We start from the raw sequence: 21,137 nt of genomic DNA, 5'->3' as shown, positions 1-21,137 counted from the left end.
ACTTAAATAATAGAATGGACTTTCTCATTTACACAAAATATTTTACACTCTCAACAAATCGCTTTAAATAACCATATCTCATTTTTTCTCACAAACGAATAGTACTATATAAATCACTTGATACATATAAATAACGAACTATCGTTTTAATTAAGAAATTAAATTTTTTTTCATTTTTTCTATAATGAGAATGCTATAAAAAAGACTATTTATAAAAAATGAAAGAGGCGGAAATCATGGTATGGAATAAAATCGGCTTTATAATGACAGTATTTGCGATTATTTTTCTAACGTGCTTGGAAATTTTACCAATTACTGCAATCGTTTTTGCTGAAACGAAAGAAATCTGCTTAATGGATAAGGGCGGTATAAAGGTTTCCTACAGCACCGAAACGTCGAACAAAGAAAATGTGTTTCGAATAAAATTCGATCACAGGGCTTCCACGGAAAATACTCAACAACGCTTAAAAATAAAACTTTTAAGCGAAACTGGAAGAGTTATCGATTACTCACCAATTAATGAAATGGAGAAAGAGGAAGATTGGCTGATTGAAAAAGGCTTTACGTCTTCTGCAAAAAAAGAGATACCCATTGTTCTTCCAAAAGAGGAAACTAAACTGCAAATGTTTATTGAAATGGACGAACGGGTCAAACACCCCACAAATCAAGATGAACGTAAAGTAAACAAAAATATTCTAGCCCAAACTGAATCTTATTGGTTAGAAGTCGCAACGAATTCAAACCAATACTCTCCATATAAAGAGACAGAAAAAAGTACAAATGCATCAATTTCAATGGAGGAAACTAAACTTCTTCAAGCTGGGCCAGAAATTACAGCAACTGCTCAAGCATCACATACGGGACAAAATGATTTGTACAAAAATAAACTTCCGAAGTATCTGTTTGGCAGTTCAATCGGCGATTATCCAGAACATTCTTGGGTCCCCAATAATCAGCTGAATGTCATAAATCACCAAGGCGGGTATGAAAAACAAGCTGCGGATGTCTGGGATGGTGTAGATCATTGGGATGTAGCCGCAGACGATCATACCAAATCATACATCCACTACGGTCAGATGACCAAGCCAAATTTATCTATAAGGAAACTCGTGAAGGAAACAAACGTAGAAAATGAATTCGATGTCCAAATGAACATTCGCGGATATCTTAATTACGACCCTGGAGTGGATCTTGTTTTCTTGTTAGATAATTCTTATTCGATGCGAGAGCTCAAGCGGAAACCGGACGCATCCAATGCTTTTACCAGTCTGATTAATCAATTGGAGAGTATGTATGTTGCGAATACCGATAATATTCGAATAGGAGGGAATATCTTCGCCGCCTACCAACCCGAAATCGGCTGGAACGATAGTCAGACAGTTGTCGACATATCAAACTCACCGGCAAAATGGAAATCCTTGGACACTAATTATCGGAATCTTGAACCTGATGGGAATACACATACGGAAAGAGCCTTGGCCACTGCACGAGATTTATTTCAAAAGGCAGATGCGACAGGCAAACGAAAAAAAATACTTTTTCTCTTAACAGATGGCGGACCGACACATAGTTGGACCCCTACAGAAGCTATTGCTGATAATAGCATGTATTTCGATCCGATTCGGATCACAAAGGTAAACGATAAAGTCGGGAATCAGTATCGCGTGGGCACCACTCTCGGTAATGGAAATCTGCCCTTAGAAATGACCACCAAAATAAGAGTTCCATATAATCCACAAAACCCGCCAATACCACCTAACAGTTTGAGAATTACTAGTCATCTGACTCCGGCAAACTCAATGGCGCAATCGCTTAAGGAGTCAGACATCGAGATTCATTCTCTGGCACTTGAAATTTCTGCAAAGGGAAGCAACCCTAATGAAAAGCATTCGGATGCCGAATTACTAAGAGGACTATACAAAATGGCATCAAAAAACGCGATGCTACAGGGGATACACAAAATGATTTTTTCTTCTATGAAGCTAAAAGGAGTTCAGAAATAGCAGATTACTTAAAGCAATGGTACAACACCATCGTTCGAACCGTTGACCAAGGAGAGATCACGGATAACTTAGGCGACATGGTAGAACTTGTGGGAAATAAAGAAAATCCAAAGCAAATTAAGCATGGGCAGGAAAAAGACATTACTGCTACCGACATGCCGAAGATCGCAACCGCAAACAACAAACGAACAATTAATGTAAGCAACCTCAATCTATCTGACGGACAAGAAGTTCAACTCACCTATCGTGTTCGTTTAAAAACTGACAATACAAATTTCAAGTCGGGAACTTGGTATCAAGTTAACAAGAGCTCCACTTTTAGTCCGACACCCGAACGGACAACCGATAAATTAGACTTTGGTATTCCTTCAGTAAAGGCACCAATCAAGTTTGAGGATTTCGATATACCAGTAGAAGTACAATGGGAAAACGATAATGCAGATCATTGGAAGATGCGCGAGGATGTAACTGTCGTCTTACAGAAAAAAGAAGGGGCAAACTGGACAGATCAAAAACAACTTACTTTGAAGAAAGATGCCAGCATGAAAGGAAAATTTATGGATGTTCCAGGCGATCCTGCAATCAATTATCGCGTGATCCAAAGAATCGGCAATTCAGATAAAGTAATCGGATATGCTAAGCCAGCATACACTCCCAATAATTTCCATTCAAACGATTTGCCAACAGAAGGAGTCATTATCAAAAACAGGTTGATGACAACCGATACTTCTTTTAAGAAAGTCGGGCATGATGGCAGTACGCCTTTCACTGGAAATGATAAACCGAAATTTACCGCCACTTTAACAGAAAAAAACATTGTGCCAGAAAAAGATGTGGCACCAACTGATGATGGAACAGTCACATTTAAAGATCTTCCTATTGGTATTTTTAATGTCGAAGAAACAACGGTACCTACTGGCTATATCAAAATAAAGGATTTTGCGATCACTGTTTCTGAAAAAGACGATGGCTCAGGAGTCGAAGCAACCATTGACGGCAAAAATACCGATGTCACAAAAACGAATAAACTAAAACCTTTCGAACTAGTTGTACACAAAACTGATAACACGGATACTGCCCTTAAAGGAGCCGCTTTCCGTTTAACAGGTGTCGAAAATACGTATAATAAAACGCTCGAGGACGGTCCAACATTTACCTTCACTGGACTAGAACAAGGCACTTACGAGCTAGCTGAAATCAAGACGCCCAATGGTTTTATTGGTCTGGACAAAAAAATTCAGATTAGAATTACTCCACAGGGAACAGTCGTGATTGAATCACATCCGCAAGTTGAAGGAATCGGTGGGATCACTGCTTCAGGAAATAAGCTTGAAGTAACTGTTAAAAATGAACCTCATGTAGGTACATTGCCCAGTACGGGGAGTTTAGCCGGCAAAAAAATCTTATTCCTCTCTGCTTTGTGTCTTGTCCTTGGTGTTAGTTTAACTATTGGTTATTTATATTGGAATCGTCAAAAAGCTCACTAAAATAATAAGGATTCCTCTTTTCGTTTTTCCGTTGTTTATAGTTATTCATTTTCCGTTTTCTAGATTTTACTTATAATAAATCAGCCTCTTAATAATTTTGATTTTGTGATTATAAAGCTAAACGGCCTGCATTATAATGCAGACCGTTTTCCTATTAACGATACCAAGCTGGCTTATCACCATCGGTATTTGGTTTATTTACACCTAAAGAATCACCCACAAATGAATCCGGGGTATCAATAATTTTTGTAACGAGGTCCGCAATACTTTTCCGAGAAACCTCAGTCCCCTTAAACACTTCGCCCTTTTTAGTTAGTTCATAATCGACCTCTTCTTGATCGGTTAACCATGCGGGGCGAATGATTGTGTAATCTAAGCCAGAATCTTCAATCACACGGGCCGCTTTGCTATATGCTTCTAGATAGCCCCCATCTAATTGTTCATGATTCCATTTTCCATAATTACCCGGAACTTCATCATAAATTCCTAAGGTTGAAATCCAAATTAAACGTTTGACCTTTTTAGCCTTCATAGCGGCAACAAGATTTTGGGCTTCCTCTACAATTTTTCCCGCTAAGTTTGCGTAAACAATATCGACTCCCGTTAATGCCTGTTCTAAATCGAATAGACTTGTCGCATTTCCTTCAATCAATGATTCTTTCACCGGATCATCAATGCTCAAACGAGCCGAGTTACGCAAAAAAAGTTTTTGATGAACGTCCTGTGCCAAAAGATTCTTTGTGACACGTTGTGCAATTTTTCCATGAGCGCCTAATATTAATACTTGTTTCATGAGTGATTCCTTCTTTCAAGCTAAAAAACATTTTCTCTCATTCACACCAATCATATTAGCACCACGACTCTCCTCGCTCAAACAAAAGTACTTTCACTCTAAAATCAGCGAAATTTTCTTTACAAATGATTAAAAATTCAAAGAAAACGTTTCATTCGTATTTTTATTCTACAATCACTATAATTAAGAAAAATTGGAATCCTCGACTTTAGGAGGGATTGTTATGGAAAAACAAAAAATACTTAGCAAAGAAATAATTATTTTAGGACTGTTTTCTTTTATTACTGCTTTATCCGGTGAAAGTACCAATTTGGCATTGCCAACAATCAGCCGGGCTTTATTGATTTCTAATAACCAAGCGACTTGGATCGTACAAATCGGTTTGATCACCACAACTATTTTACTGGTAGCCTTTGGTCATCTGGGCGATCTTATTTCTAAAGAGTTTATTTTTCTTTTAGGCGGTGTATCATTTACCGTGGGCTCACTAATCAATGGGTTCGCTCCTAATTTTCTGATCCTCTTAATTGGTCGTGTTGTTCAAGCCATCGGATCTGCCATGATTATGGCCAACTCACTCGGAATCACAACAGAATACTCAACGCCTAAAACTCGTGGAACGACGATGTCGATAATCTCAATGTTCATTTCCGTTGGTTCCATTTCAGGGCCGGCTTTAGGCGGCGTTGTTTTATCCGCTGTTTCTTGGCGCTGGATTTATTTGATTAATGTACCTATCGGATTACTATTCAGTATTATCGGATATAAAGTTTTTCCACTTCCAAAACTGTCTAAAGCTACCGTTGAAGGCCCCTTAAAAGAAGCAAATTGGTTAGGACAAGGACTCTTTTCCATCGGAATCATCAGCTTATCACTTTCCAGTCTGTTCTTTCAGAGTACACATGGACGGCTCTTAGTAGGAATGATCGCCTTTTTCGGCGGAACGGCACTAACTATTTATTCTTTTATCCAAGATGATCATAGTAAGAATCCTTGGATCTCACCAAGTGTCTTAAGGAATAAACACTTCATGCTTTCCATGTTTGCCCTATTCTTAGCAATGCTTACCAATGTGGCGTCCAATATCTTACTGCCCTTTTATCTTCAAAGCTTTAATGGGATCAGTCCACTGATTAGTGGGCTAGTCATGATTCTGCAGTCTGCAATAATGTTGATAATTTCTCCCATTGCTGGTCGTCTCTCAGACCGTATCGGTTCAAGCAAATTAATAATTATCGGGACACTGGTCCTGATTGCTTCACAAATTGGTTATACATTTTATCCACTGCATTTTAGCTGGCCACTAGTATTATTTCCGATTATTTTGAATGGTATCGGGATGGGAAGCTTTTTATCACCAAATAATTCGATGGCGATGTCTTTTGTTGAAAAAGAATTTACTGGTGTCGCTGGTTCATTGACTTCTTTTTTTAGAACAATCGGAATGAGCTTAGGAATCAGTATCTCATCTGCGGTTCTGTTCGGTCAGCTGCCTAATGTGCGCTATATCACACCAAAGTTAGGGATGGATTTTATTCGTGCCTTTCATAATATCTTTTGGATAATGGCCTTTCTAGCAGTTATTTGTTTACTATTGTCCATTTACGCTATTATAAACGGCTCAAAAAAGACTGTTTCCTAAAAGATCTTTCTTTATAGCAAAAAAACGAGTTTCCGAAGATTCGGAAACTCGTTTCTATTTTATTTCTTATGGGTGAATATATTGTAACCCAGCTGCACTCAATGTTGCAGTGTTTGGTCCAGTTGGTGATGGGAAGCCCATACCACCTTGAGTAATAGTGATTGTGTTGTCTGAAGCATTGTATGATTGAACATACGCTACGTGTCCATAGGAGGGATCCGCATTCCATGTTCCAACTGATTGACCTTGGCCAAAGACAACGATCGAACCAGGAGTTGGTGTGCCGTCTACTTGGAAACCATCAGCTGCTGCTGAAGCTCCCCATTGGCAACCATTCCCCCAATAAGTTCCAGCCCAAGGTGCAACATTTTTCACATACCAAGTACATTGACCTACTGCGTACATATTACCTGAACCAGTGTGGTCAGTTTTTCCACCTGTTGGTGTTGGTACAGGTGTTGGCGCCGGAGTTTCATTATTGTCAGTCGTAGTCGTTTCTGTTTTTGATTCTGTTGTTGAAGAAGATGAAGTTGAACTTTCTTCACTGGCACTTGATGATGCTTCAGTAGAAGATGCTGTTGAGCTTTCAGTAGCTGCTTTCGCTTGTTCTTCTTGTGCTTTTGCAGCTTTCGCTTGAGAATCTTCAAAAGCTTTTTGCGCTTTTGCAGCTTCCTTCGCTTGACGTTCTTGCTCAGCTTTTTGTGCTTTCGCAGCTTCTTGCTGTTCTTTCAAGACACGTGCTTGTTCTGCTTTCGCTTCTTCTTGTTGTTTCTTCAATTTAGATTTATCTTGTTCAGCAGTTGCTTGTTCTGCAGCATAATTTGCTTTCACAACGTTTAGCTCTGCTTGCTTATTCGCAATTTCATTCTTTTGTGTTTCTAACTCTTTTTGGTTTGCTTGGATTTCAGCAACTTTTGTTTCATTATCTTTAACTTTTTCTTCAACCGCTTTTTCATCGGCTTTTTGTTGTTCCATCAAAGATTTATTCGCTTTTACAATAGTTGACATCGCTTGTACACGACCAACCACATCTGATAATGAATCAGCTTCTAAAACAGCTGAAACATAATTAGTTGCTTGACCTTTTACTTGAGTATCACGCGCTTGATTTTTAATCACTTCGTTACGTTTTGCGATACGCACTTTCAATGTAGCAATTTTATCTTGCAACTTCATTGTATCTTTATTTAATTGATCTTGCTTCGCTTCTAAGTCTTTAACTTTTCCACTAACCGTTGCAATCTCACTTGTTAATCCGTCAATTTGTGTTTGAACATCCGATTGTTTACCTTGTAGGTCACTGATCTTTTGATCTTTTTCTTGGATTTGCTGATCATAATTATCTGCTAAAGCAATACTCGGTACTGCTGATACAGCGATTGTACAAACTAACAATGCTGCTAATATACTTTTTTTCACTAATTATTCCTCCGGCTATTATGTTGATTTAAATGATAGATCGCATAACGTCAGAAGTAATTCTAACACAGTGATATATCATGCAGATAAAAAGAATGTTACAAATACATTTCAATATTATTTTTTAAATTATTGAAATACGATCGATATTTCCTCCATATTGCCGCCATTTAAGTGTTTTACAGAAAAAATACCCATTTTTTCATCCTTCATGACCGATTGAAAAAAGTGAAAAATAAATTTAAAGATAAACCTGTCAACGAACAGTCACAGCTCTCTTAAAGCATTATTCTTTGGCTCGTTGTCCCTTTCGTCTAAAATAATTATAAAAGACAGAAGGAGGAAACACTATGCGTTGGCGAGGAGATCGGCAAAGTTCAAATGTAGAAGATCGTTCAGGCAGTGGCGGGCGACCTGCGGGTAAAATAGCGGCCGGTGGTGGAATCGGTGTATTTTTAATTGCTATTCTTGTTTTTTTCATTTCCGGGGGAGATTTAAGTACGGTCACGGATACTCTGGGTGGTGACATCACACCAGCAACTTATGAAACAGAAAATGTTTCAACTAAAGAATATACCGATCAAAAAGAATTTGCGGCGGTCGTTTTTGCTCACTTGGAGGATTATTGGAATGGCGAATTCGATCAGCTTAATGAGTCATATCAAAATCCTAAACTTGTCCTTTTCACAGATAGTGTCAGCTCCGCTTGTGGTCAGGCCAGTTCACAAGTCGGACCTTTTTACTGTCCAGCAGATCAAAACGTATACTTAGATTTGAGCTTTGCAGATGAATTGTCCAGCAAATATGGCGCAACAGGTGATTATGCAATGGCGTACGTTATTGCTCATGAGGTTGGTCACCATGTGCAAAATGAACTGGGAATCTCAGCTCAATTAGATAAAATTCGAAAACGAGTTTCAGAGACCGAATACAATAAGTACAGTGTTCGTTTAGAATTGCAAGCCGATTATTTGGCCGGATGTTTTTCTAAATATCTAGCTGGCGAGACCTATCAGGGACAGCCGATTTTGGAGGAAGGCGACATCGATGAGGCTATCACTGCGGCAAATGCGATCGGAGACGATACACTGCAAAAAGAGTATCAAGGCTATGTTGTCCCTGATAGCTTTACTCATGGTACTAGTCAGCAGCGAATCGACTGGTTCAAACGCGGTTTTAAATATGGGGACTTAGATCATGGAAATACCTTTAATGAAAAAAATTTAGATTTATCTGTTGCAGCATAAAAAAGGGAACCGCAGACTTGGACAAACACGTCCCAAGTCTGCGGTTCTTTGTTTATGAGTTACATTTTTTCTTTATCCTTTTTCCGCTTCGCTAAGATAAGCCAAATTATTCCCAGCAAAATGACTGCTAATAAAATTCCAATCACGATAAAGACCCAAGTCGGCAAGCTATCTTCAGTTGCTGCATCAATAGTCGCAGCATTGACTTCCTTCGCTTGTTTATTTGAGATAGTAAATTTCCGATCAAATACCCAAACATTGTTTTTAGCATCAGATACTTTTAAATGCAGGCTGTAGTCCCCTGCTTCTAATCTCTTTTTCTCCCAATCGATTGCGAAACGATACCGGGAATTTGGAGCCATCTGCATATCTTTGTCGTAAGAAACCGTGCGAACCACTTTGTTTGTGGCTGAATTTTTGACAGTTGCTTCATATTTTAAATGTCCATATGCATCCATCGTTGGATTTTCCAACACAGCCGCAATACTTGTTTTGCCGAAACTTTCAGCGGGTTCCACTTTTTTCAGCTTTAATTGACGATGAACCTCTGTATCTGATTCGGTCAATTTCAAACCTAATAGATAGCCGTAATTATTGGAAATACCCGATTTAGTCTCTTCGCTGTCCTTAACAACTTGAATCGCTGATAAAATTTGACCATCATATTTTTCATCTGGCATCGTTAAAGTAATTGGTACTTCTCTGCTGCTGTTTTTGGCAACGTCAACTTTACTATCGGTTTTAGCTATAGTATTGATTTTATAAGGATAATTATTTTCTTGTGCTTTCTTCGACTCGCTATAATCGATAAAGCCTTGATCACTCGTATACGCTTGATTAATATTGATTTGGTATTTTGAATCTTGATTCGACGTGTTATTGATCATAATAGAAACCGTTTGTTTTTGTCCCGGAGTCATTCTCAGATCAAAAAAACTTTTCGTCTTATCTCCTTGGTTTTCAGGAATGACCGCTTGGATATTGTAGCCAACCTCTCCACTAGTATCTGCCGCATAAGATACCAATGGAAATAAAATGGGGGAAGCCAAGAAAATAAGCCCTGCTAATCGAATCGTTGTTTTTTTGAACATCTACCTTATCTCCTTGTTAATGGAAGAACGGTCAGTACAGGTTTTATTTTGCGTCTGCCGTATTATACAATTGGTATTGAATCTTCCCATCTAACTGATCCCCAACTTTTAAAACTTTGTCCTTATCCGTAAATCCGATTGCAATAGCTGTAATAGGTGTTTTAACGACCCCAATGTTATTCGCTTCTGTCTTGCTAGTTTGAGCTTTCGCTACTACGCCATCAGCTCCAGTTGCAGAGATTTCTTTATCATTAATTTTGAACGAATCAACAGTGAAGTCTTTCGCATCAGAACGAGTGATTTTATTATTTAAGACTGCCGCTTTTACAGACCATTCACGATCAATTCGATCATTAAAGACATCCACTGTAGGGTCAGTGATTGTTCCGCTGCTGATTGTATATTGATTATTTTGCAATTTAGATTCAAATGTATAGCCGCTTGGTACCTTTTCCAATGTCAGCATTTTTTGATCAGGTGCCGCTGGATTTAATGGGTCTGTTGGGTTTGTCGGATCTGAATTGTCTTTGATCTTGACGATCGTTGTTGTTTCACCTTTTTGTCCTGCAACTTCGGCAGCCTGTACACCAGTACTTCCTACCGCTATTAATAGCGCACCTAATACTAAAGAACCTAAGATTGTTGATTTTTTCATTTTACACATCTCCTCATACTTAAATAGTTATTTTATATTAATCAGCTTATTAGCTAATTAACCTCAGGGGTGTTTAGCAATAGAACCGTTTGCTTACCTGTAAATTTTCCTGCCGGAAGATTTCCTGGAATAGTCAAAGCTATTGCCTGTTTATCGACCCGATAAAGGTAATCAGAAGCTTCCGCGGAATGAGCAGTCACAAGTGTTCCTGTTTCATTCGCACCTACTGATACGGCATGTGGCATCGCAGTGATTTTACTCTCTTCGCCTAATGCACGTACAGTTCCTTTTCCTAGATTAATCGTTGCCGAATACTTTTTACCGTTAGAAAAATTCGTCAGCTGATAGAGTAATTTCCACGGTGTTGTTTTACTTTGCCTTAGATCCTTTACTTGAATCTCAAAATTTCCTGTGGCTTTAAGCGTCTGTCGTTTTGAAGATACATGAGCTGTCTCAAAGGTGGGGGCCCTCACCTTTACCAATCGAATTGGTGTTTCGATAATATTTATCGCAACCGGGGTCTCGACCTGTGCATGGGCAGCAACTTCAGCAGTGCAGAAAATCAGCAGAAAGCAACCTCCAGTTAATAGGAGAAAATTAATTTTTTTCCATTTCATCGGACTCCCTCCTTTTACTCCATAAGATCAAAAAAGCGAGACCGACAAATAATGTACCAATGAAGGAAAGAATCAGCAGCTTAGTATCATTCGTTCTAGGAAACATGCGCCACCTTTGGAAAATCGACTTCTTTTTATTAAGAGCATACTCACTAGAGGATGCTTCATTTTTTTGATTAGGATCTGATGGTGGTTGTTTATCCATAAAAGCGTTACCACCTTTTTCTTCAATCAAATGAAAAACCACTGTCTGTTCTTCAGAATCAAAGTTTGGTTGGTCTAAAGCAAAGGTTTTCGTTCCATTAAAGAAAAGAATCCCAAATAAAAGAACTAATAGTATTCCCTTTTTTTTATCCATATCCATCCTCCTACTCTGGTGATTCCGTATCGTAGAGATTCCAGTGAACAATAACCTTCCCGCTATAGTCGCCCACATGCATGTATTCTTTACTTTGCAGCAGGACGCCTTCCGTCTCTCCCCATTCTTCGGAATAGACATAGTTATTAGCCGGAACATTGCTTGAATTCATCACTGTTAACGGCTTGTCAGTGATCGTCTGCTTCTCAGCCTCGTTTTTCCCTTGCCAGACCAGCTCAAATGGCATATTCGTTGAGGCTTTTGCAGTCACTCCCAGAGACCAGTTGTGATCCTTTTCTCTGCTATCCATAATACTCAAGCGCATCGTATTTCCACTATCGCGACTCAAGGTGCCTTTTGAATCCCCAGCCAGTCGGTTCGTCCATTTAAGTTCATTGGGCGCTGATTGAAAGATCAACTTTCCACTGACGATTATTTTTAAATTTAGTGTTGCAGCTTCTTTGACTTCCTTTGAATTACGATCCAGATGATACGCTTCGATAGTAAAATCATTTTCACCATAGGAAATCTTGTCTTTTGGAATTGTAAATGCAGCCTCTTGAAAATCCGTCGTTCCGCTTGTTGACACTTGAGATAGTTTTTGGATCATTTCACTGCCTTTTTTTAGATAAAATTGCAGCTTTTCGTTTTTGTCTGTATCACTCCAAAGAAACTTTCCTGGGTAATCCTGAGTAGTTTCCGATTTATCCAAACTAATCGATTTGTTTTGTTCCGTTGAATTTTGTTCCCACGCCAATTTCGTTGGAGAATCCATAAATACCCAAAAGGGAACAGGATTGCTCGGAAATGATTTTGCAGTATTGTTTCCTATCTCAGTCGTATGGAACAAACTAGAAAAAACAGTCTTTGTAGTTTTCCCGCCAGCCTTTGTCTGAACAGTATATTGAAAATCAACGGTCTTGCCTGGGGCAATTTTTAAATCTGGAAAAACTAGTTGAACCTTCCCTGTAGCACTATCTACCGTTGCACTCCCGCTTACCGCTACATTGTCTGTTACTGCTTTAACCTCTGTTATCGGTTTTGCCAAATCAAACACCTCTGGATTGATCGTAGTTTCCCAGTTGTTGACGGCCAATGATGTTTCCCCAGCTTTTAGCGAGAAAGAACTTTTCAACGTAACTTGATCTCCATATTCCGCCGCCGGCATATTTTGTTGGTATTCTTCACTATTATTCGTATCAACAATTGAAGCCGCGTTATCGATCACATCATTTTTCACACCCGCATCTAGATCAACCGGTACTTGAGTGAAAACAAATTTCACCTGACCGTTGGCCGCGCCGTTTGAACCAGTAAATCCCCAATAGGCCTTATTTGCATTAGCAGACAATTTTAGTTCAGAACTTAAGTCTGCCCAAGGAATCGAAAACGTCTGAGTTTTTACCCCAGTTAGAGGATTCAACAGATAGTAAGTAAAAGAAGAGGTTGCTTTATCAAAGTCATACCGAAACTCATACCATGTTCCATCCTGAATGTTATCGCCAACAACTCCATTTAGGACTTGCGGATTATAATGATGGATTTTAGCAACTGCTCCTGTGCCAATAATTCCCTGCCAATTTGATCCAACAGGGGTGTAGCCCTTTGCTAAATTCCCTGGAAAGCTGTAAGCGATGTGGGGAACCTTTGGAAAATCAGCATCATACATTGAACCGCCATTATTGTTCGCATATAAATCAAATTCAATTGCGATCGAATTCTTAATAGCAAAACTTTCTGGCGTAGTTACATTCCAAAATGCACCATAAGAACCAGATCCGCCATACACACCTAAGTTCTGTCCATCCGTATTCGCCAACGCGTTCGTAATAGCCGTCGTTTTTTTGTCATCATTTTGCATAACAAAAGCGAAACCATCCGCTTGAGAAGTACCAAAATTGACATACGCACGACCGTTAAAGCTTTTAGAAAAATCCATTTTGTATTTGTCATCCGCCCAAATAGAGACAGCATTCTGACTTCCAGACAATACAACCTCCGAGAACGGGACCCCGTTATTTTGATCGCTTGGTCCAAGCACTACACCAGTATTCCCACCACTGCCGCCAGGCTTCATCTTGATATTCGGCGGTGCAAAAATTCCGTCCACCACGATCGCACCTTTAGGGACCGATGGGTTTCCAGTAACAGCTTGAACAGTGAGCACATGTGTAGAAAAAGCAATGGTTAACGCGATGAAAGTTAGTAAGCCAAAAAAATTTAGTTTCCAATCCTTTTCCTTAAAAAAATCCCCTCGCACTCAGAACACTCCTTTTCGGTTTTATATGCCATAAAATAATAAAAACAAAATAACCATATCAATAAGCTTATATATAATGATTAAAAGGAAATAATGACTATAATTTAGTTTCCTTACTAATAATAACAGATGGATTGTTATTTTAGTAACGATTAATCTTTTGTTATTTTCTAGTCATTAAATATAAAAAAATTACTTATAAAAGCGGATTAAACTCATTTTTATCCTTTCCAGCTACTGCTTTTACTTTTTCAATTATGTTAAAAAATCGTTATTCGCTAAAACAATATCAATACTGTAAAAACTCATGTGAGAGAATACGCTTACTATAAATAAGTGGTATATTTAATGTTATTGACGAATATATTTTTTTATAATAACAAAAAAAGAAGTCGTATCTTCTAACTGAGATACAACTTCTTTAAATTAACCTTTTTTTAAAGCAGTAAGCGAAATGATACATCAAAACCCACAGATCGGACCATGTTTTCGGATCTTTTCCAGTTAACTCATAGATACGTTGAATTCGATAATTTAACGTATTCCGATGGATATGGAGTTGTTCTGCTCCCGCTTTTATATTCGTGCTATTGTTAGCAAAACAAATTAAGGTCTCATGATATTCTTCATAAATGGCTTCAACATTTTTGATTAATGCCTGATCCAATTCCATTGGAAAATCAAACAATTGAGCAAAATAATAGGTTTCGGTAAAAAAAGTGTGTGTGATTGGAATTTGCAAAAATTGCAAATACAAAAAGGTATTCTCGACTTCCTTAATACACCGGCCTGCATTTAAACGCGGAGGACTAACAAGCAACTTCGCCGGTCCTGTATCAATCTTGACTTCCATATCAACAAAAACCAAATAATTTCCATTCCATTCAAATACCTCATGCAAAGGAAATAAACTTCGGCATTCTTCTTGTTCAGTTGACCAAACACAGCGATTGGGTCTTTGTAGATTGATGCCATAATCGTTTAACGCTCTTTGAATCAGCTCTTCACTGCGGTGTTCTTTATCCAAAAGCAACTCTTTTAAAAACTCATTTTTTTGTTGATTCTTCTTCTCTTTCTTACTGAACTCATTCAATTCTTCGACTAGAAGCAGCACAATAGATTTCACTAGTTTGGTAAACGGCCGAACCTCTTCCGGTTCACCTGAAATTCCTACGACACCCAACAATTCATCCTTTAGAATAATCGGTTCGTTGGTCCCACGCTTCTCTAAAGATGTATCTCTAAAAACCTCGACCATTTGTCTTTGCTTGATTGCACGCTCTGCACCACGATGCCGCTGTCCAATTCGATGTTCTTTCCCGCTTGCGATGATGTAGCCTTGCTCGTTCATAATATTTATATTGTACGGAATATCGGCCATCAATTTCTGTACGATCAGATTCGCTTGTTCCTTCGTTAATAAATTACTCATCGATTTCCCGTCCTAAGAGTTTTCTGTTTGTTTCTTAGTTTAACGAAATTCCGATAGATGACAAAAATTTTGCACCGCTCAAACACATAAGACACGAACGATATTTTCCACTGTTCGTTCCAAATTGGTTTCTCCCGCCTGTAAGGCATTATCCAATGAACTAGACTTTCCTAAAATACCAAAAATTGCAGTTATACCTTCGTCATATAGAACTTCGACTTGTTCGCCAATATAACCGGCGCAAGCAAAAACGGGTTTATGATATTTTTTAGCGGCTTTTGCTACTCCATAAGGTACTTTACCAAATTTTGTTTGAAAATCCATACCACCTTCGCCTGTGAATACATAGTCAGCTTGACTGATTTTATCTTCCAAATGCGTCAATTCGGTTACAAGCTCGACTCCTGACCGCAAACTAGCACCTGTAAAGACTAACAATCCCGCACCTAAACCGCCTGCTGCACCAGCTCCCGGCTGATTTTTGACATCAATCGTTAAATCCTTTTTTATAACCTCAGCATAATGAACAAGATTGCTGTCTAGCTCATTCACCATCGCTGGTGTCGCACCTTTTTGCGGACCAAAAACAACAGATGCACCCGTAGGCCCCGTCAATGGGTTGGTCACATCACTTGCAATAATGATCTCAGTGTTTTTCAAACGAGGATCAACATTTGTTATATCTACTGTAGCTAATTTAGCCAATGCACCACCGCCAACTGACAAGTCGCGACCAGCTTCATCTAACAACCGGACACCTAACGCTTGCGCCATTCCAGCCCCGCCGTCATTCGTGACACTTCCACCGATTCCAATGATGATCTTTTCAACACCATGTTCCAAAGCACTTTTGATCATCTCACCAGTGCCGTAAGTAGAGGTCAGTAAAGGATTGCGTTTTCTTTCGGCCAATAATTCGATCCCATTGGCCTTTGCCATTTCCATCACGGCTGTTTTTTGATCTGCTAACAAACCATAGTAAGTCGTGACTTTTTCTGTTGGGAGCGGTCCGGAAACAACTACTTCGACTCTAGTTCCTTTGCTGCCGTCAACTAGCGCATCGACTGTTCCCTCGCCACCGTCAGCCATTGGAACGTGAAGGATTTCCGCGTCAGGTAAAACTTTACGAATACCACGTTCCATTGCTTCGCAGGCTCTTTTTGCACTCATACTTTCTTTAAATGAATCTGGTGCTAATACAAAAGTTTTCTTCATCGCTTTTCTCCTTACTCTACTTAAAAAATCAACTTACTCGCTATCTATACAGCATACTGTTACATTTTCTATTACTCAAAATTCTTTTCTATAGTTTGTTTTAATCAAATTTGCCATTTTTATTTCAAAATAAATCCGTATAAAATCGTCGCCGCAATCGTCATTACACCACCAACACATATTTCATAAGGAATGACTTTCATTCGCTCTTTAATCGACATATGCATACTATTCGCAGTAATGTGGAAATAATTTCCTTGAGGAACACTATCAATCATCGTTGCACCTGTATGAACCATTACCGCAGCAGCCAAGGAAGAAGTTCCCGTCGCTAATATCGCATGGCCGAATGAGCCGGTCGCCAAAATAACTGCGGTAGAAGTTGAACCGACGGCTAATCCCATTAAAATACCTGAAATCGGTGCTAAGAAGGTTCCAGAAATTCCTGTGATAGCAATCAAGTGAACAACTTGTTTCGATAAATCAGAAACAGAGATCAGTCCGGCAATCGCTCCAGCACCAATCAAGATCAATACTGTATCGGTTACCCGATAAATTCCAGCCTTAGAATATTCTCGAATTTGATGTGCATGTCCCATCGCAATCGTACCAACAATCGAGGCAAAAGGTAAGATATACATCGCGTCAATTTTTAAATTAGCTAAGACATGGATATGAAGCATTGTCCCGATCGGATTGATCAACAGTAAAACAATCGATAGAACAGGGGCAATCAGCGCTTTGTTTAAAGGCATCAATTTTTTTTCGCCTTCTTCTCCAATATCGCTGTCCTGGACCATCATCCCTTTCTTTTTGATCAAGCTAGCAATGACAACTGCTGTAACTAAGCCGAATACTGCTGGAATGAAACCTGCAATCATTACGCTGCTCAAATCCAACTTAAAGCCATTCGCTGCTGCAATCGTATTTGGATTTGGTGAGATGATATTTCCGGCTTTCCCGCCGCCGGATAGGGCAGTCAACAATGCTAATTTGCTGATACCCGTTTGTTTACCGACGGATAAAGCAATCGGTGCGACAATCAATACTGCTACTGGAATAAAAACACCCACTGCCGTGATGATCATTGTTGACAATGCTAATGATAAAATCGCCTTATTGGCACCAAGCTTGTTGACGATTGCATGAGCGATCGATTCGGCCGCGCCCGATTCCATCATGACACCAGCTAACATTCCAGCTGCCAGCACTCGTATCGCCGTGCCCATAATACTTTGTGTACCAGCAATCAATATATTTACTGTGTCACTTAAAGATGCTCCTCCAATCAGACATCCAACAATTGCGCCTAAAAATAATGAATAAACCGGATTCATTTTTCTCAAAATTAAGAATATCGCGAAAAGCAAACCAATTATCGCTGCATACCAAGGGATAGTAATAGCTGACATGTGAAACATCTCCTTATTTTTTGTTTACGTTTCCATTTTAACGATCTGCCCAATAAATAAAATTGGTATATTTACAGCTTCATTTGTGCATGTGCACATGTCGCAGTTAGAAAATAGGCAGAAACATTGCTTTCATATCACCGATCCGTATACTATAAGCTAAACTTCAAAAAGCAGGTGATCTTATGTATGTTGTCAAAGTACTCCATGGTTACATTGGTAAAGAAGGTCAACGCACCCGTGAAAAAGACCCTGAGAAGCTTTGGGTATTCCAGAGCAAACGAGAATCTGATCAGTTCGCCGCAAGAATCGGCGGACACAGCAAACATGTCTCAAAAATTCGAAAAGATTGACACTTCTTTATAAAATAAAACTGCGTATCCACTATGGACGCGCAGTTTTATTTGTCTTTTTTCTGTTCGTTATTCTTAATTCAACTAATTATTTTTTAACTTGTTTTTGAAATAACCCCAAAGGCCAACTAGCGAGACAAGCAGTAAACCAATGATTGTCATATTGTTTTCTTTTTCCCCTGTAGCAGGATATTCTTTTTCAGCCGCAAGCTTGGTCATTCCTCTGTTACTTGTACTGCTTTCTCTGCCGATCGTTTTTTGGGACGAGTTCAAGAATTGAGTAAGATTACTGTTTTCTTGATTTTTATTCGAATGAACCAGTATTGCCGGGGTACTTGGTTTAATTGGTTTGTTTGGTTTGTTTGGCTCAACCGGTTTATTGGGCTTGGTCACCTTATTTGGTACTTCGTTCTTAGGATCCTTTTTATAAGTAATAAGAACCACTGTATCGTAAGTGTCTTCATTGACTTCCTGCAGTGCAACAGCAGAAATGTCCGGTGTATATCCATCAACTTTTGGTGCCAAAACCTTATCCCAAGAAGTAGCCGTTTCATCGTACCAGTGACCAGCACTGATTATTTCGTGTGTATCCTTGTCTTCAGTAACTTCCCGGACAAGTCGAACCTTTTGAATGACCGTCTTAGGGGCTTGCACATCCCCTTCCACACGATAGTTGATAGTCCGAGTAACGTCTTTGCTTTCTTGAACAACTTGAGTAGCCTTAATCGTTAACTGTCCTGCATTGACCGTTACTATATAATTGGGATTCTCGCCTAATACAACATTGATTTTATACGTACCTGCAGTTTCTCCAGGTTCGCGAACAAGCTGATAGTTCAATTGATCCCCCTCAACAAGTCCCGTATTGGCTTTAGAAGTATCCTCCGCTTTTTCTATGTTAGCTGCAAAACTAGGATCCTTTTGACCGACATATTTTTGATAGTCGCCTACTGTTATCGTCACAGGTCTAGGTGTAATAGTAAAATATGTTCCATACCAAACAGGCTCAGGATGACTCATCCATTCATCAGACATCAAACTGAAATTCGGATTATTATCTTGCAGCATTTTTAAAAAGTCAGCGCCTAAATACAAACGATATTTCCCAACAGCAGAGCCTGCTTCTCTGAAAATTGCATCCTTAGGAATCAGGTCATTCGTTGGTTCCCAATCCAAGCCGACCCCATGAGTAACAATTTGTCCTGAATAGGTTTCTTTCCCATTTTTTATTTGTAAAACATATTTATATTCCTGGCCCTCAACAGAATGCGTCCACGATGCGGACCAATTTTGATGAACGGGTTCAGGCGTAATTCCAGCCTTGTCTGCTTGAATTAATTCTAAGGCATTAGAACGATCATCACTTTGTGCCTTCTTCGATGAATCGGTATTTTTTTGTCCCGTATTATTTTGAGACGAATTAGCTTCAGTATCGGATGACTGTTCAAATGATTTTTTTTCGTTTGTATTAACAGTATTTGAGTCTACTTTCCCACTTTGTGTTGTTTGACTAGAGCTAGATTTTTCAACTTGAACATTATTAGTCGAAGATACAGTTGAATCTTGATCTGTTGATTTGTCTGGAACTACCGTTGAGTCTTGAGTTGATTTTGCTTCATCATTGACAGCTGAACTGTTTGCAGAATTATTCAAGACCGCACTATTATCCTGATCACTTGAAACTTTTTCACTTGCTTCTGTATTCCCAGATGCTGAGACATCATTTTGATTTCCTTGATGAACAGTAGCTGTTTCAGGAGTTTCACTATTCCCACTTGTCTTATTCGACGAAAGTTCGTTTGTAGATTCTGTTTGAGTCGTCTTTTCACTTGAAACGAGTGCGGTTGATTGTTCATTTACGTTGGCATTTTCGGCCGCATGAGCATTATCAGCAGAAAAGTTCAAGCTTAATAAGGTTCCTCCAACTATCGTCACTCCTGCCAAAACCCTTTGCTTTGTTTGTTTGGATAGTTTCATTTGAGTTTTCTTATCCATATCAATACTCTCCCTTACTGTTTTCCCGACTGAGCCATCAACTTAAAGCGACCTCTTCAACAAACGAATCATTATTTTTCTTTTAGCAATCAAAGACAATTACTAAACAGCTTTTATTTTCAGAAATTGATTTTCATAAACTAAAGTAGTAAAGAGGTTCTTTATTTGAATTCATTCTAGTCCTTTTGCAAATGAAAATGAAAAGAAAGGTCTTGAAAATCAATTCCTATAATCAGCTAATATTTTTTATTTTTTGACAAATGCAAGCAAACGTCTTCAAAAAGAATTTTTTTCCCCCTCGAAGAAAACAATAAATTCTAGGTGACGAAAACTATTCTTCCTTTCTACTATTAGCAAAACAGATAAATTCTAAATCAAGTACTTATATAGTAAGCTGGAGATACAGACAAAATTAAAGGAGGATGTTTTATGCCTTGGAACCTAACTGATTACCCTGCCTCGATGAAGAACCTAGACCCATTGATTCGTAAAAAAGCGATTGCGATTGCCAATGCGCTACTGGCCGATGGCTATCCTGATGATCGCGCGATTCCAATTGCAACAAGCCAAGCAGAAAAATGGTACAAAGATGCTTCAGCAGACGAAAAGAAAGACTTTCAGAGAGCAAAGACACCGCAAAAGAATGACTCCCACACTACCAATAAAAATGCTAAAAAATTAATGAATGCCGATGTTGAAGTGACCTATGACGATGACAAATGGCTGGTTCGTTCAGAGAAAGCCGATCAAGCCAGTGATTCCTTCGAGACAAAGGAACAGGCGGTTGAACGTGCAAAAGAAATCTCAAAAAACAAGCACTCTTCTGTCAAAATCTACAAACAAGATGGTACTCTGCAACAAACAATTGATTATTCTGAGTAAGCGGGACTATTTATCGAACAAAAAACTGGGAAAAAATTGTTGCTTACCAGTCCCCCAACTCGACTCTTTCAATTTCTGCTCTCTTTGTCTTACTTAAGGAAAAGCAGCTGATTATTTCTATATATAAAAACGTGAATACAACCGCTATTTTAATTGTGCGGTCGTATTCACGTTTTTTCTTATTCATTAGATTACTGAAAAAACCATTGTGCTGAACTTATCTTCCCTTCGTACAGACAGTAATTTCATACCTTTCATTACAAAAAAGCATGCAGT

General features: G+C 38.9%; 17 protein-coding genes. 6 read left to right on the top strand and 11 right to left on the bottom strand.

Annotated elements, in window-relative coordinates; genetic code table 11:
• Positions 1 to 236 precede the first annotated feature (236 nt).
• On the top strand, positions 237 to 2,003 hold the full coding sequence (locus PGP85_RS19650; RefSeq protein ID WP_270328961.1) for a vWA domain-containing protein: 1,767 nt from the start codon (positions 237 to 239) through the stop codon (positions 2,001 to 2,003).
• Positions 1,901 to 3,490, top strand: a complete 1,590-nt coding sequence (locus tag PGP85_RS19645) for an MSCRAMM family protein (protein ID WP_333490248.1) — start codon at positions 1,901 to 1,903, stop codon at positions 3,488 to 3,490. The genes PGP85_RS19650 and PGP85_RS19645 overlap by 103 nt, the downstream gene beginning before the upstream one ends.
• 154 nt (positions 3,491 to 3,644) lie before the next feature.
• On the opposite strand, the gene PGP85_RS19640 is transcribed toward PGP85_RS19645, so the two are convergent.
• The gene (locus tag PGP85_RS19640; RefSeq protein WP_270328958.1) at positions 3,645 to 4,283 is read right to left on the bottom strand and encodes an SDR family oxidoreductase; all 639 of its coding nucleotides are present in this window, start codon (positions 4,281 to 4,283) and stop codon (positions 3,645 to 3,647) included.
• Positions 4,284 to 4,506: 223 nt separating this feature from the next.
• On the opposite strand from PGP85_RS19640, the gene PGP85_RS19635 reads away from it, so the two are divergent.
• The gene (locus PGP85_RS19635; protein ID WP_010742950.1) at positions 4,507 to 5,925 is read left to right on the top strand and encodes an MFS transporter; all 1,419 of its coding nucleotides are present in this window, start codon (positions 4,507 to 4,509) and stop codon (positions 5,923 to 5,925) included.
• Positions 5,926 to 5,991: 66 nt separating this feature from the next.
• Here PGP85_RS19635 and PGP85_RS19630 read toward each other — a convergent pair whose 3' ends face one another.
• A complete protein-coding gene (locus tag PGP85_RS19630) occupies positions 5,992 to 7,344 on the bottom strand; it encodes a CHAP domain-containing protein (protein WP_270328957.1) in 1,353 nt (450 codons plus the stop codon).
• A 350-nt stretch (positions 7,345 to 7,694) separates the two neighbouring features.
• Between PGP85_RS19630 and ypfJ the strand changes: the two genes are divergently transcribed.
• On the top strand, positions 7,695 to 8,591 hold the full coding sequence (ypfJ, locus tag PGP85_RS19625) for a KPN_02809 family neutral zinc metallopeptidase (RefSeq protein ID WP_010742948.1): 897 nt from the start codon (positions 7,695 to 7,697) through the stop codon (positions 8,589 to 8,591).
• Between the two features lie 59 nt (positions 8,592 to 8,650).
• Here the strand turns inward: ypfJ and PGP85_RS19620 are convergent, their stop codons facing one another.
• The 8 genes from PGP85_RS19620 to PGP85_RS19585 all read right to left on the bottom strand — a co-directional run bounded on the left by PGP85_RS19620 (position 8,651) and on the right by PGP85_RS19585 (position 17,631).
• Positions 8,651 to 9,682: a DUF916 and DUF3324 domain-containing protein gene (locus PGP85_RS19620; protein ID WP_010742947.1), complete on the bottom strand. Its 1,032-nt coding sequence runs from the start codon at positions 9,680 to 9,682 to the stop codon at positions 8,651 to 8,653.
• 43 nt (positions 9,683 to 9,725) lie between these two features.
• Complete coding sequence (locus PGP85_RS19615; protein WP_270328956.1) at positions 9,726 to 10,337, bottom strand: hypothetical protein; 612 nt, start codon at positions 10,335 to 10,337, stop codon at positions 9,726 to 9,728.
• Between the two features lie 53 nt (positions 10,338 to 10,390).
• Entirely contained in the window at positions 10,391 to 10,954 is a 564-nt protein-coding gene (locus PGP85_RS19610) for a hypothetical protein (protein ID WP_010742945.1), read from the bottom strand.
• The gene (locus PGP85_RS19605; RefSeq protein WP_010742944.1) at positions 10,935 to 11,312 is read right to left on the bottom strand and encodes an LPXTG cell wall anchor domain-containing protein; all 378 of its coding nucleotides are present in this window, start codon (positions 11,310 to 11,312) and stop codon (positions 10,935 to 10,937) included. The genes PGP85_RS19610 and PGP85_RS19605 overlap by 20 nt, the downstream gene beginning before the upstream one ends.
• A gap of 10 nt (positions 11,313 to 11,322) precedes the next feature.
• Complete coding sequence (locus PGP85_RS19600; protein WP_270328955.1) at positions 11,323 to 13,572, bottom strand: L-type lectin family protein; 2,250 nt, start codon at positions 13,570 to 13,572, stop codon at positions 11,323 to 11,325.
• Positions 13,573 to 13,993: 421 nt separating this feature from the next.
• Entirely contained in the window at positions 13,994 to 15,004 is a 1,011-nt protein-coding gene (locus tag PGP85_RS19595; protein WP_270328954.1) for a CdaR family transcriptional regulator, read from the bottom strand.
• 78 nt (positions 15,005 to 15,082) lie between these two features.
• Entirely contained in the window at positions 15,083 to 16,219 is a 1,137-nt protein-coding gene (locus PGP85_RS19590) for a glycerate kinase family protein (protein WP_270328953.1), read from the bottom strand.
• Positions 16,220 to 16,338: 119 nt separating this feature from the next.
• Complete coding sequence (locus PGP85_RS19585) at positions 16,339 to 17,631, bottom strand: GntP family permease (protein ID WP_270328952.1); 1,293 nt, start codon at positions 17,629 to 17,631, stop codon at positions 16,339 to 16,341.
• A 185-nt stretch (positions 17,632 to 17,816) separates the two neighbouring features.
• On the opposite strand from PGP85_RS19585, the gene PGP85_RS19580 reads away from it, so the two are divergent.
• A complete protein-coding gene (locus PGP85_RS19580; protein ID WP_090406685.1) occupies positions 17,817 to 17,984 on the top strand; it encodes a hypothetical protein in 168 nt (55 codons plus the stop codon).
• A gap of 84 nt (positions 17,985 to 18,068) precedes the next feature.
• Here the strand turns inward: PGP85_RS19580 and PGP85_RS19575 are convergent, their stop codons facing one another.
• Complete coding sequence (locus PGP85_RS19575) at positions 18,069 to 19,979, bottom strand: mucin-binding protein (RefSeq protein ID WP_270328951.1); 1,911 nt, start codon at positions 19,977 to 19,979, stop codon at positions 18,069 to 18,071.
• Positions 19,980 to 20,408: 429 nt separating this feature from the next.
• On the opposite strand from PGP85_RS19575, the gene PGP85_RS19570 reads away from it, so the two are divergent.
• Positions 20,409 to 20,861: a DUF2188 domain-containing protein gene (locus PGP85_RS19570; protein ID WP_010742936.1), complete on the top strand. Its 453-nt coding sequence runs from the start codon at positions 20,409 to 20,411 to the stop codon at positions 20,859 to 20,861.
• Positions 20,862 to 21,137 lie beyond the last annotated feature (276 nt).

Source organism: Enterococcus malodoratus (assembly GCF_027659535.1).
GTDB lineage: Bacteria > Bacillota > Bacilli > Lactobacillales > Enterococcaceae > Enterococcus_A > Enterococcus_A malodoratus.
The sequence above is the reverse complement of the archived record's forward strand: the minus strand, read 5'-3'. Positions and strand labels throughout refer to the sequence as shown.

Coding starts and splice junctions, on each gene's coding strand:
- PGP85_RS19610 (WP_010742945.1), bottom strand. CDS start 10,954: ATGAAATGGAAAAAAATTAATTTTCTCCTATTAACTGGAGGTTGCTTT.
- PGP85_RS19620 (WP_010742947.1), bottom strand. CDS start 9,682: ATGTTCAAAAAAACAACGATTCGATTAGCAGGGCTTATTTTCTTGGCT.
- PGP85_RS19585 (WP_270328952.1), bottom strand. CDS start 17,631: ATGTCAGCTATTACTATCCCTTGGTATGCAGCGATAATTGGTTTGCTT.
- ypfJ (WP_010742948.1), top strand. CDS start 7,695: ATGCGTTGGCGAGGAGATCGGCAAAGTTCAAATGTAGAAGATCGTTCA.
- PGP85_RS19615 (WP_270328956.1), bottom strand. CDS start 10,337: ATGAAAAAATCAACAATCTTAGGTTCTTTAGTATTAGGTGCGCTATTA.
- PGP85_RS19570 (WP_010742936.1), top strand. CDS start 20,409: ATGCCTTGGAACCTAACTGATTACCCTGCCTCGATGAAGAACCTAGAC.
- PGP85_RS19650 (WP_270328961.1), top strand. CDS start 237: ATGGTATGGAATAAAATCGGCTTTATAATGACAGTATTTGCGATTATT.
- PGP85_RS19605 (WP_010742944.1), bottom strand. CDS start 11,312: ATGGATAAAAAAAAGGGAATACTATTAGTTCTTTTATTTGGGATTCTT.
- PGP85_RS19575 (WP_270328951.1), bottom strand. CDS start 19,979: ATGGATAAGAAAACTCAAATGAAACTATCCAAACAAACAAAGCAAAGG.
- PGP85_RS19580 (WP_090406685.1), top strand. CDS start 17,817: ATGTATGTTGTCAAAGTACTCCATGGTTACATTGGTAAAGAAGGTCAA.
- PGP85_RS19640 (WP_270328958.1), bottom strand. CDS start 4,283: ATGAAACAAGTATTAATATTAGGCGCTCATGGAAAAATTGCACAACGT.
- PGP85_RS19590 (WP_270328953.1), bottom strand. CDS start 16,219: ATGAAGAAAACTTTTGTATTAGCACCAGATTCATTTAAAGAAAGTATG.
- PGP85_RS19595 (WP_270328954.1), bottom strand. CDS start 15,004: ATGAGTAATTTATTAACGAAGGAACAAGCGAATCTGATCGTACAGAAA.
- PGP85_RS19635 (WP_010742950.1), top strand. CDS start 4,507: ATGGAAAAACAAAAAATACTTAGCAAAGAAATAATTATTTTAGGACTG.